10 protein-coding genes are annotated in these 12,510 nt (G+C 39.3%); 8 read left to right on the forward strand and 2 right to left on the reverse strand.

Translation table 11 applies throughout. The features are described 5' to 3' along the window. The first annotated feature begins 68 nt into the window (after nucleotides 1-68). Nucleotides 69-533, forward strand: a complete 465-nt coding sequence (locus KP78_RS10695) for a pyridoxamine 5'-phosphate oxidase family protein (protein WP_041088816.1) — start codon at nucleotides 69-71, stop codon at nucleotides 531-533. A gap of 42 nt (nucleotides 534-575) precedes the next feature. Here the strand turns inward: KP78_RS10695 and KP78_RS10700 are convergent, their stop codons facing one another. Further along, nucleotides 576-1,073 carry a hypothetical protein gene (locus tag KP78_RS10700; RefSeq protein ID WP_041088818.1) on the reverse strand — a complete coding sequence of 166 codons (498 nt, stop codon included), beginning with the start codon at nucleotides 1,071-1,073 and terminating at the stop codon, nucleotides 576-578. 298 nt (nucleotides 1,074-1,371) lie between these two features. Between KP78_RS10700 and KP78_RS10705 the strand changes: the two genes are divergently transcribed. The 3 genes from KP78_RS10705 (at nucleotide 1,372) to pyc (ending at nucleotide 6,538) form a co-directional block, all read left to right on the forward strand. Then, entirely contained in the window at nucleotides 1,372-1,653 is a 282-nt protein-coding gene (locus KP78_RS10705) for an Fpa/YlaN family protein (protein ID WP_041088820.1), read from the forward strand. A 120-nt stretch (nucleotides 1,654-1,773) separates the two neighbouring features. Then, on the forward strand, nucleotides 1,774-3,018 hold the full coding sequence (locus KP78_RS10710) for an FtsW/RodA/SpoVE family cell cycle protein (protein WP_052474841.1): 1,245 nt from the start codon (nucleotides 1,774-1,776) through the stop codon (nucleotides 3,016-3,018). A gap of 76 nt (nucleotides 3,019-3,094) precedes the next feature. Further along, a complete protein-coding gene (gene pyc, locus KP78_RS10715) occupies nucleotides 3,095-6,538 on the forward strand; it encodes a pyruvate carboxylase (RefSeq protein ID WP_041088821.1) in 3,444 nt (1,147 codons plus the stop codon). A gap of 14 nt (nucleotides 6,539-6,552) precedes the next feature. Here the strand turns inward: pyc and KP78_RS10720 are convergent, their stop codons facing one another. Next, a complete protein-coding gene (locus KP78_RS10720) occupies nucleotides 6,553-7,527 on the reverse strand; it encodes a COX15/CtaA family protein (RefSeq protein ID WP_327063185.1) in 975 nt (324 codons plus the stop codon). Nucleotides 7,528-7,847: 320 nt separating this feature from the next. Here KP78_RS10720 and cyoE point away from each other — a divergent pair, with 320 nt between their 5' ends. From cyoE to KP78_RS10740, 4 genes are all read left to right on the forward strand, one after another. Further along, nucleotides 7,848-8,762: a heme o synthase gene (gene cyoE / locus KP78_RS10725; RefSeq protein ID WP_041088825.1), complete on the forward strand. Its 915-nt coding sequence runs from the start codon at nucleotides 7,848-7,850 to the stop codon at nucleotides 8,760-8,762. Nucleotides 8,763-8,852: 90 nt separating this feature from the next. Next, a complete protein-coding gene (coxB, locus tag KP78_RS10730; RefSeq protein WP_041088827.1) occupies nucleotides 8,853-9,956 on the forward strand; it encodes a cytochrome c oxidase subunit II in 1,104 nt (367 codons plus the stop codon). A gap of 30 nt (nucleotides 9,957-9,986) precedes the next feature. Beyond that, the gene (gene ctaD / locus KP78_RS10735; protein WP_041088829.1) at nucleotides 9,987-11,879 is read left to right on the forward strand and encodes a cytochrome c oxidase subunit I; all 1,893 of its coding nucleotides are present in this window, start codon (nucleotides 9,987-9,989) and stop codon (nucleotides 11,877-11,879) included. Then, nucleotides 11,879-12,508 carry a cytochrome (ubi)quinol oxidase subunit III gene (locus tag KP78_RS10740; protein ID WP_041088831.1) on the forward strand — a complete coding sequence of 210 codons (630 nt, stop codon included), beginning with the start codon at nucleotides 11,879-11,881 and terminating at the stop codon, nucleotides 12,506-12,508. Before ctaD ends, KP78_RS10740 begins: the two co-directional genes overlap by 1 nt. The last annotated feature ends 2 nt before the right edge of the window (nucleotides 12,509-12,510 follow it).

The following is a 12,510-nucleotide window of genomic DNA, read 5'->3' on the forward strand; positions in this document are numbered from 1 at the left end:
GAGTATAGTGGAAAAGGAAGTGTAAAACGAGTGGTGGTATTGTATAATGCTACCAAAAATGATGTTTTATGGAAAATCTAGTTAACGACCGGTTGACCCCGGCATTTTATGAGGAACTGCTTCATGAACAGTTTGTACTGTTATCCACTATTGATTTTGAAACAGGAGGTTCTAATGTTAGTGCAATCTCATGGGTTCACTCAAAAGATGAGAAAATAATCCTGTTAGCAGTGGATTACCGATCGAGAATTATTAAAAATATAAAAAAGCAGCCATTGGCTACATTAACAATTATTACACATGAAATGACTTTTTCTATCAGCGGAACAGCCAAGGCCAGGGTGACAGCACAATCAACAGGAGATGAGCCAATAAAGTTATCAATTATAGAGCTTTCTATTAATGAAGTGTGTGATGTGATGTTTTATGGCTCGAAAATCATTGCAGAGCCTCAATACAATAAAACACACGATCAAAATGCAGCCGAAAAGCTCGATAATCTGGTTATGCAGGAATTAAAAAAATACGAATAGCAATCATTGTATACGATGATTGCTATTCGTATAGGAAAAAACCTATAAAACAGTAAACCGCTGTACATTTTTTATTGGATCATTTCGGTTGGATCCATCTTTAAATAGTATATGAATGGGTCCGTCCTCATTTAGAGGCTTTCCTTCTTTAGAAAAAGCAAGAATAAACGTTTTGGATTCCTCTAATGAAAAAGTAAACTCTTGGTCTTTTGTTGTAATCAAAAGCTTTGAGGCTTCTTCTTTTGGATTTGTATTTTCAATGAATGGCTTAAGTGGAATCCCAAATGTCCCATTTAAGATCTTTTGCTTTTCGAATTTTTTTTCTGTTTTTAAGGTTGGCGGAAAAGCAGCTCCTTCTTGGATTTCTCTGGACCAATGAGCAGAAACTTTTTTTGTATATTCCTCAAGTTCATTGATCTCTGTTCGTTCCTCTTCAAAGTATGTAAGTAAATCCACCTTTCGATCATCAAAAATCCATACCCCTGGATCGACCGTTATAGGATATTCTACAAGCCCAATTAATGGAATGGTATCATTCATTTCTATGCCCCCTTACTTTCTATCTAACAAAAGTATACAACTGTTCATAAACGAAGTCACATGAAATCGCTTTATCGTAATCTAACTTTATTATTTGACTGATATATGATCTGCATATCCTTTAAAGAAAAAATAAATATTAAATATGCAGATTCCATCTATTGCTGTACTTGATTTTTCATTATTAAACCGCTACACTTTATAGAAACGACTATTGTTTTATAAATCAAATTATATGATCAATTTGAACGTTCAATAGATAAATTTCCATCTTTTAGTATGGAGTGGGGGGATCAATGTGACATCTAAAATCAAAGTAGATCATCGAGAAAAAGCCTATGAGCTTTTGCGCAAAGATGCGGAAAAGATCGCTCAGCTAATAAAAGTCCAAATGGATAACTTAACGATGCCCCAGTGTCCGCTTTATGAAGAGGTATTAGATACGCAAATGTTTGGTTTATCTCGTGAAATTGAGTTTGCTGTGAGGCTTGGGCTTGTGGATGAAATTGATGGAAAAACACTTATGGATTCGTTGGAAAGAGAACTTTCCATGCTTCATGAGGCATTCACAAACAAATAAGATCATACCGCTCAAACAATACGATGTGATTGTTTGGGTTTTTTTGTAAATTTAAGAAATGCAGGAAATGATCATTGTATATCGAATTTTTCATAATTGGAGCTGATAGTAATGTCGACTATTCTTAAACGAATGTTTAAGTCGTACGATTACTCGTTGCTTGTTGTATATTTGCTGCTAGGTTTTTTTGGTGTTGTGATGGTGTATAGTGCAGGGATCGTTTGGGCTGTTGAGCGTTTAAATCAGTCGAGTGATTTTTTGTACCATTTACAGCTTCGCAATCTCATAATAGGATTCATTGGCTTTTGTGTAATGGCATTAATTCCATACAAACTTTATCGTGAGAAGCCAATAACGATTTTTATTGTAGGCATAATGTTTGTATTGTTGGGCGCAGTTCATTTGTTTGGAGCAAATTATAATAATGCTCAAAGCTGGTTGGAAATTGGATCGTTCCAGCTTCAGCCTTCTGAATTTGCGAAATTAGGAATTATCGTATACTTGGCTGCAGTTTATACGAACAAGCAATCGTATATAGACGAATTTAACCGTGGTGTAATGCCACCTCTCATTGTCTTGGCTTTTGTGTTTGTTTTAGTAGCTTCAGAGCCTGATTTTGGTACAGCAGCTATTATTTTTATTATTGGCATGACTGTTATGGTGGGTTCTGGAATGAAGCTGAAAAGTATGCTCAAATTGGCGGGTATTGGGCTAGGCATTGTGGGCGTATTAGCTGGCTTTTTCTATTTATTCCTCCAAGATCGCTTTTTTCGAGTTTTTTCTGAGGAAAGAATGGGCCGGATTGCTGCTTATACAGACCCGTTTGGTCACATTACTGATAATGGGTGGCAGCTAGTAGGCTCCTATTATGCTATAGGTAATGGCGGCTTATGGGGAGCTGGTCTTGGTCAGAGTATACAAAAGCTTGGGTATTTACCGGAGCCTCACACAGACTTCATTATGGCAATTATCGCAGAAGAGCTAGGGATCTTTGGAGTTAGCTTTGTTCTGCTCGGGCTTGGCTATATTGTCCTAAGAGGTATTTACATCGGAATTAGAAGCCGCGACCGATTTGGACGAATGTTGGCGATTGGGATTGCGAGTATGATCGGCATACAAGCCTTTATTAATCTAGGTGGCATGTCCGGCTTGATTCCGATAACAGGTGTGCCGCTTCCTTTCATTAGCTATGGAGGTTCATCATTAATTTTACTTTCTCTAGCTATGGGTGTTTTATTAAATGTCTCTATGTTTGTAAAATATGAAGAAAAATACCGTAATGGAGAAAAAGAATCTATTCCAAAACAAGCGGAAGTGAAAGCTGTCCCGCGCTACAACGCAACGAGAAAGACTGGACGAGGGTAAGAGGGTAAGTTCGCACGGGCATATCAATCACCTTTTACCTGTGCGTGATTAATAGATTAAGAAGGAGGTTGTTTCATTGAAGAATATTCAAAAAATCCTGGTAGCAAACCGTGGTGAAATTGCCATACGTGTATTTCGTGCTTGTACAGAATTAAGTGTAAGGACAGTAGCTATTTATTCAAAAGAGGATAGCGGATCGTATCATCGTTACAAAGCGGACGAAGCATATTTAGTCGGTGAGGGGAAAAAACCGATTGATGCTTACCTTGATATAGAAGGAATCATTGAAATAGCCTTGAAGGCTAATGTGGATGCAATTCATCCCGGATATGGCTTTCTTTCTGAAAACATCCACTTTGCAAGACGTTGTGAGGAAGAAGGGATCGTATTTATCGGTCCTAATTCAAAGCATTTGGATATGTTCGGAGATAAGGTGAAAGCGAGACAGCAGGCAGTTAATGCGGGTATCCCTGTAATCCCTGGTACTGATGGCCCTGTATCGAACCTAGAGGAAATAGAAAAATTCGGCAAAGAACACGGCTTCCCTTTTATTATTAAAGCTTCTCTTGGCGGTGGCGGTAGAGGGATGAGGATTGTTCGATCGGCAAATGATATGAAAGAATCGTACAATCGGGCGAAGTCTGAAGCCAAAGCGGCCTTTGGAAACGATGAGGTATATGTTGAAAAGTATATCGAAAACCCAAAGCATATTGAAGTCCAGATTCTAGGTGATAAAGATGGTAATATTATTCATCTTTACGAGCGGGATTGCTCAGTTCAACGCCGACACCAAAAAGTAGTGGAGGTAGCCCCTTCCCTTTCTCTGACTGAAGAGCTTAGGAATGAAATTTGTGAAGCGGCAGTGAAACTGGCCAATAATGTAAACTACATCAATGCAGGAACTGTAGAGTTCCTTGTGGCTAATGACAAATTTTATTTTATCGAGGTAAATCCACGTGTTCAGGTTGAACATACCATTACTGAAATGATAACTGGTGTTGACATTGTTCAATCACAAATTTTAATTGCAGAAGGTCATTTCTTACATAGTGATCGTATGGGAATCCCCCTTCAAGAAAACATACAATTAAACGGATTCGCAATTCAATCACGTGTTACAACGGAGGATCCATTAAACGGATTTATGCCGGATACGGGAAGAATTATGGCTTATCGTTCTGGCGGCGGGTTTGGTGTTCGTTTAGATGCCGGAAATGCGTATCAAGGGGCAGTCATTTCTTCACACTACGACTCCCTTTTGGTAAAAGTATCAACGTGGGCACTTACCTTTGATCAAGCTGCAGCTAAAATGGTCAGAAATCTTCAAGAATTCCGAATTCGCGGAATCAAAACAAATATTCCGTTTCTTGAAAATGTGGTAAAACATGAAGCATTTTTAACAGGGAATTATAATACAAATTTTATTGATACAACTCCTGAGCTTTTCTTGTTCCCTAAAAGAAAAGACCGGGGAACGAAGATGTTGAACTATATTGGAAATGTGACGATTAATGGGTTTCCTGGCATTGAAAAGAAGAGTAAACCCGAATTTCCAAAAGCACGAATTCCTAAAGTTAGCATACTTGAAGCACCACCAAGGGGAACAAAACAAATTCTTGATGAAAAAGGTGCAGATGGGTTAGTACAGTGGGTTAGAGAACAAAAGGATGTCCTGTTAACGGATACGACCTTCCGCGATGCGCATCAATCATTACTTGCAACAAGAGTTCGAACGGTTGACTTGAAAAATATTGCGGATGCGTCGGCTCGGATGCAGTCGGATTTATTCTCCTTTGAAATGTGGGGAGGAGCAACATTCGATGTAGCCTACCGTTTCTTAAAAGAAGATCCATGGATGAGACTTTTGACATTAAGAGAAAAAATCCCTAATGTTTTATTCCAAATGCTGCTTCGTGCATCTAATGCAGTAGGCTATAAAAATTACCCTGATAATGTGATTCAGGAATTTGTTCAGAAATCTGCTTACGCAGGGATTGATGTTTTCCGGATTTTTGATAGCTTGAACTGGGTGCAGGGGATGGAAGTAGCAATTAAAGCTGTGCGGGATACAGGCAAGCTCGCTGAAGCGGCAATTTGCTACACGGGTGATATTCTTGATCCATCCCGTTCAAAGTATGATATTGACTATTATAAAAAGCTGGCAAAAGAGCTGGAAGCTCAGGGTGCTCATATTTTGGCGATTAAAGATATGGCAGGTCTACTTAAACCTGAAGCAGCTTATCGATTGATATCTGAACTAAAAGCAACTGTTGATCTCCCAATACACCTTCATACGCATGATACAAGCGGAAATGGTATATTCCAATATGCTAGAGCAGCTGAAGCAGGCGTGGATATTGTCGATACTGCACTTGGCTCAATGGCAGGCTTAACTTCTCAGCCTGGAGCAAGCACGATGTACTATGCGCTAAAGGGCAATAAACGCAATCTCATTATGGATATTGATAATGCTGAGAAATTATCACACTATTGGGAAGATGTAAGAAAATACTATCAGGATTTTGAAAGCGGCATGAATTCACCTCATACGGAAGTGTACAAGCATGAAATGCCTGGTGGACAATATAGTAATTTACAACAGCAGGCAAAGGGTGTTGGACTTGGCGACCGTTGGGAAGAGGTCAAGGAAATGTATGCTCGTGTCAACCATATGTTCGGAGATATCGTAAAGGTTACACCATCTTCAAAGGTTGTTGGTGATATGGCTCTGTTCATGGTTCAAAACGATCTTGATGAGGATGCTGTACTTGAGAAAGGGCATATGATCGATTTTCCTGATTCTGTAATTGAACTATTTTCAGGCTATCTTGGTCAGCCTCATAATGGTTTCCCTGAGAAGCTTCAAGAAGTCATTTTAAAAGGTAAGGAATCTATTACTGTAAGACCAGGTGAGCTTCTCGAAGATGTTGATTTTGAAAAGCTGAAAGAAGAGCTATTCAGAGAACTTGATCGACCTGTAACCAATTTCGATGCCATTGCACATGCGTTATATCCGAAGGTGTTTAAAGAGTATACAAATACAGACAAACAATTTGGTGATGTTTCCGTATTAGATACTCCAACGTTTTTTTATGGCATGAAGCTGGGTGAAGAAATAGAGGTAGAGATCGAGACCGGAAAAACATTGATTTTGAAACTTATTTCGATTGGTGAACCAAGACTAGATGGAACAAGGGTCATTTATTTTGATTTAAATGGACAGCAGCGTGAGGTCGTAATTAAAGATGAAAGCGTTAAATCGAGCATTTTAACAAAGAGAAAAGTAGATCCAAAGAATGAAGAAGAACTTGGTGCTACGATGCCTGGAACTGTTATTCAAGTAGTGGTGAAAACAGGGGACGAAGTTCATCGAGGAGATCATTTGCTTATTACAGAAGCGATGAAAATGGAAACGACCGTTCAAGCACCGTTTGATGGTGTAATTGATGAAATATTTGTGGAGAACGGAGAAGCATTAAGTCCTGGTGATTTATTAATTCGACTTAAAAAAAATACCTAAAAAATGACTGGCAGCTAAAGCTGCCAGTCATTTTTTTTACTATTCGCTTTGCTTCTTGAAATAAGAAGGATAAAGTAGCTGAGTAATCCAAACAAAAGTGAAATGATTAATGCGTGAGATAATGCAAAAATAAGATTCAACCGTGTAATAACAACGAAAGCACCTGTTGTAACCTGGGCTAATACAAGTCCAAAAGCAATCATCCAGCCATAATAAATGACTTTTTGATGCTGGTAGTTACGGAATGCAATAATCGCAATGTAGGTAATCCAAACAAATATTAGTAATGCGGCCAGGCGATGCCCCATTTGAATCCATTGTGGAGTGTTTAATGGCAATGACATCCACTGAGAATTTGTACAGAAAGGCCAATCAGCACAAGCAAGGTTTGAATCAGTGTGACGGACGAATGCTCCTGAATAGACAACGATAAATATATATAGCATTATCCCGATGGTATGGAATCTCATCCTCGTATCAATAACAATCGAATTTGCATCAAATTTGCGGTCCACTTCAAAGATGAGAAGAGTTAGTAATAGGACTGAGGCAAATGATATTAAAGATATGCCAAAATGCAGAGCTAAAATGACATCAGATTGTCCCCATACGACAGCTCCTGCGCCAATCAATGCTTGTACCATTAAAAAGACAAAAGCTAAAATTGCCAAGAATTTAGTTTCACGCTTATGGCCAACCGCTCTCCATGACCATACTGATAATAGTAAAACTAAAATACCGGCAACTGCAGAAACTACACGGTGCGATAATTCCACGACTGTTTCAAATTCCAGATTTTCCGGGAGGAGTACACCGTGGCATAGCGGCCATGATTGACCACAACCTGCTCCTGAATCCGTTTTGGTTACGAGCGCTCCGCCAAGCAACACGAATAACATGACCAGCGTAGTCAAAATGCCCAATATTTTTAATGCTTTTTGTTGCAAGTTATTCACCTTCTTGTAGCTGATTTCGTGCAAAAGCACAATTGTTTTCAATTTCTTCAATATAAGTATCACTTTTATTATGGAATAGAAAAGGAGAGGATGGTACCTTTTTTTTCTCAGTGACACAATTTAGCCATTGATGAAGACATAGTTTTTTCACAAAAATAAATATTCTTTGTTCACAACATTATTTCATTTATTACACAGGTGTTTATAAAATATGTGAAAAAATTGTTACATTTAGCTGCAGCTGTCTTGTTGGAAGTTGTCTGAATTTCATTTTAAATATAGAAATCACGTTCGCTATCCTTTATAGTAGATGTAGTCATGTGTATTAGCAAGTTTGGAGAGGAGGGGAAAGTGTGTCAAATAGTCGAGTTGTGGCGGCTGTAAAAGGGGCGGAATATCCAGAAACAACTGCTTGGAAAGATTTCCTTGCACTAATTAAAATTGGGATTGTTAATTCCAATTTGATTACCACATTTACAGGATTGTGGCTGGCTTTATATTTTACCAATACCCATTTCCTCGTATCATTAGATACAATATTTCTAACGCTAGTTGGTTCATCATTGATTGTTGCGGGATCATGCAGCATTAACAACTACATAGACCGTGATATTGATCACCTGATGGAAAGAACAAAAACACGTCCAACTGTTACGGGACGCGTTCAAGCTTCCAAGGTGCTGTCTTTAGGATTAGTTTTAATTGCAATTGGTCAAATCATGCTATTTATGACAACAATTACAGCTGGGATTATTGGGTTAATTGGTGTTTTTAGCTATGTGGTTCTATACACCATGTGGTCAAAAAGAAAATATGTCAGCAATACGATTGTAGGCAGTATTTCAGGTGCAGTGCCTCCTTTAATTGGATGGGCAGCTGTTGATGGCGGCCTTGGTGCAATGCCTTTAGCGCTATTTTTAATTATGTTCGTATGGCAGCCGCCTCATTTTTATGCAATTGCGATGCGCAGAGTTGAAGAATACAGAGCAGCGGGTATTCCAATGCTGCCTGTCGTGAAAGGGTTTGCGGTTACTAAAAAGCATATGCTTATTTGGGTAATTGCTTTACTGCCGCTACCATTTTTACTGTCGTCACTTGGAACACCTTTTTTAGTTCTTGCCACCATTTTAAATATAGGTTGGTTAGCATTATCAATCTATGGGTACAAAATGAAGGACGATCTAAAATGGGCAACATTAATGTTTGTGTATTCATTGAACTATTTGACAATTCTTTTTGTCGGAATGGTTCTTATCACTTTCATTTAAGAAGAGGGAATTCTTTCTTATAGGAAATCCATATAGAACATTCTCCATTTTTAACAGAATATTTAAATGAAAGAGGGGTTTAATTAAGCTATGAAAAATGGGCTAAAGAAATGGCGCCTTTTGCCGTTATTTACGGCGTTAGCGTTTATTTTGTCCGGCTGTGGAGAGCCGTTCCTATCTGCACTTCAACCGGCGGGTGAAGTGGCTCAGATGCAATATGATCTGATGCTCCTAAGTACGATTATTATGGTTGTGGTCATTATTGTTGTAATGATTATTTATGTGATCTCAATTGTAAAATTCCGCCGAGCAAAGGTTGGAGAAAATACGATTCCGAAACAGGTTGAAGGCAGTCATAAGTTAGAGATTATTTGGACTGTAGTTCCAATCATCTTAGTACTTATCTTAGCTGTTCCAACTGTTGCTGCTACGTTTATTCTCGCAGATCAGACAGAAATGGAAGCAGTTGATGAAGAAGGAAATCGAACGGCCCTTGTGGTAGATGTTCGAGCGAATCTTTATTGGTGGGAGTTCAATTATCCTGATTTAGGTATTGTGACTGCTCAGGACTTAGTTGTTCCTACTGATCAAAATGTATATTTTAATGTTATTGCTTCGGATGTAAAGCACTCATTCTGGATTCCGGCAGTTGGAGGAAAGATTGATACGAACGTAGAAAATATGAACACGTTCTACCTTCATTTTGATGGTGAAAAAGCTCAAGAAGCAGACAACTTATTTTATGGTAAATGTGCTGAACTTTGCGGTCCATCCCATGCACTAATGGACTTTAAAGTACAAACGTTGTCTCCAGAAGATTTTGATAACTGGGTTACAGCGATGCAAGAAGCAGAAGCTGAGCCAGAACCACAAAATGACTTGGCTGCTCGAGGAGAAGAAGTATTCGGAGAGCAAGGATGTATCGGCTGTCACGCTGTTTCTCCGGCTCAAGGAGCTGGAATATCTCAAGGACCGAACCTTGCTACATTGGGTGAGCGTTCACGCGTTGCGGGAATCCTTGATTATAAAGGTGACGAAGAGCAACATGAGGCGTATATCAAAGAATGGATTCGTGACGCTGATCGTTTGAAGCCAGGTAATACAATGGGCGGATATAACGAAGATGATCTTTCCGATGAAGATTTGGATGCGCTTACGGAATATTTAATGGGCTTGAAAGTTTACAGTGAATAAAATGGAGATCGTCCAAGGGAGGTAGAACTAGTGAGTACCGTTGTACAAAAAAAGGGATTTTTCCCAGTCCTGTGGGATTACCTCACAACGGTCGACCATAAGAAGATAGCGATACTCTATTTAATTTCCGGAGGTTTCTTCTTCTTGGTTGGCGGACTTGAAGCCATGGTGATTCGTATCCAATTGGCTGTTCCTGACAGCAATTTTGTCAGTGCAGGATTATACAATGAAATATTAACTATGCATGGTACTACCATGATTTTCCTGGCAGCCATGCCGCTGCTATTTGCATTTATGAACGCCGTAGTACCACTTCAGATTGGAGCGCGTGACGTAGCATTCCCATTTCTGAATTCACTTGGTTTTTGGTTGTTTTTCTTTGGTGGTATATTTCTAAATCTTTCATGGTTTTTAGGAGGAGCACCAGATGCAGGATGGACATCTTATGCGTCATTATCGCTCGCTTCTGAAGGACATGGAATTGACTTTTACGTTTTAGGTCTTCAAATCTCAGGTGCAGGTACATTGATTGCAGGGATTAACTTCCTCGTGACCATTATTAATATGCGTGCACCAGGCATGACCTATATGCGTATGCCGTTATTTACATGGTCAACATTTGTGGCCTCAGCACTTATTCTTTTTGCATTCCCTCCTCTTACAGTGGGATTGTTTCTAATGTTGTTTGATCGTATGTTCGGAGCGAATTTCTTTGATCATACAATGGGTGGTAACACAATCATCTGGGAGCATCTATTCTGGATCTTTGGACACCCGGAAGTATACATTCTGATTCTTCCGGCATTTGGTATTTTCTCTGAGATTTTTGCTACATTCTCTAGAAAACGTCTATTCGGTTATTCAGCAATGGTTTTCGCAACCGTGTTAATCGGTTTCCTGGGATTCATGGTTTGGGTTCACCATATGTTTACCGTTGGACTAGGTCCTACAGCGAATGCAATTTTTGCCGTAGCTACTATGGCCATTGCGGTTCCTACAGGAGTTAAAATCTTTAACTGGATGCTAACAATGTGGGGCGGAAGCATTAAATTTACCACACCAATGCTATATGCTGTTGCGTTTATTCCATCATTTGTTGCGGGTGGGGTAACAGGCGTAATGCTTGCAGTAGCAGCTGCTGACTATCAGTATCATGATACGTATTTTGTAGTAGCTCACTTCCATTATGTGATTATTGGTGGGGTAGTGTTAGGACTATTAGCAGGAACACACTTCTATTGGCCGAAGATGTTTGGAACAATGTTGAATGAAACATTGGGTAAAGTCACATTCTGGTTATTCTTAATCGGTTTCCATCTTACTTTCTTTATTCAGCATTTCCTTGGTTTAATGGGGATGCCGCGCCGTATATGGAAATACCTTCCGAACCAGGGGCTTGAAGTTGGAAATGCGATTAGTACTGTTGGAGCTTTCTTTATGGCTGCAGGTGTTCTCGTATTGATTTACAATATTATTATTACTCAAGTACGAAATGAAAGAGTTGGAAATGACCCTTGGGGAGATGGACGTACGCTTGAATGGGCGATTGCATCACCGCCGCCATTTTACAATTTTAAGCAGCTTCCTTTAGTACGTGGATTAGATCCATATTGGATTGAAAAAATGGAAGGCAACGATCGAATGACGCCTGCAGAACCAATTGGTGATATTCACATGCCAAACAATTCATTCATTCCATTCGTGATGTCACTTGGATTGTTCATTGCAGCATTTGGTGCTATGTATCAAGTTGACTGGCGTGCATCTGATGGAGCAGAGTATGGATGGGCTATTCCTGTTCTTGTAATCGGTATGTTAATTACGATCGGCTCTATGGCTGTTCGTTCACTCAAAGATGATCATGGTTATCACGTTCATAAAGAAGATCTTGAAAAAGACGATGAAGAAGGGGGTAGACTATAATGGATATGGAACAAAAATTCACATCCAAGACATGGCCGGAATCTCCGGAAAAAACTACCCTCGAAGGTAAAAATAAGTTCTTAGGTTTCTGGCTTTTCCTTGGTGGAGAAACAGTTCTCTTTGCATCACTGTTCGCTACATATTTAGCGCTGAAGGATCGAGTTCCTGATAACTCTCATGCTCTTGCGCAAGATATGTTTGAACTGCCGCTTGTATTCATTATGACGATGTTGCTTTTGACGTCTTCGTTAACAAGTGTGTACGCCATGTATCACATGAAAAACTACAATTTCAAAAAAATGCAAACATGGTTACTAATTACGGTAGGCCTTGGTCTTGCATTTTTAGGATTTGAAATTTATGAGTTTAATCATTATGTACATGCATTTGATCACACGTTTACGAGCAGTGCTTTTGGATCGGGATTCTATACGCTTGTTGGATTCCACGGAGCACACGTTGTAATCGGACTTGGATGGTTTATACTTCTATTGATTCGTAACTCTAGACGTGGACTTAACCTTTACAATGCACCAAAGTTCTTTGTAGCTTCTCTATACTGGCACTTTATTGACGTTGTTTGGGTATTCATTTTCACGGTTGTATACTTAATGGGAATGGTGGGATAAAC

It is taken from the genome of Jeotgalibacillus soli, assembly GCF_000829435.1.
Classification (GTDB): Bacteria; Bacillota; Bacilli; order Bacillales; family Jeotgalibacillaceae; genus Jeotgalibacillus; species Jeotgalibacillus soli.

Bases quoted from the DNA above. Each gene is read 5' to 3' on its own strand.
- KP78_RS10695 (WP_041088816.1), top strand. From the start codon at position 69: ATGGAAAATCTAGTTAACGACCGGTTGACCCCGGCATTTTATGAGGAA.
- KP78_RS10700 (WP_041088818.1), bottom strand. From the start codon at position 1,073: ATGAATGATACCATTCCATTAATTGGGCTTGTAGAATATCCTATAACG.
- coxB (WP_041088827.1), top strand. From the start codon at position 8,853: ATGAAAAATGGGCTAAAGAAATGGCGCCTTTTGCCGTTATTTACGGCG.
- KP78_RS10740 (WP_041088831.1), top strand. From the start codon at position 11,879: ATGGATATGGAACAAAAATTCACATCCAAGACATGGCCGGAATCTCCG.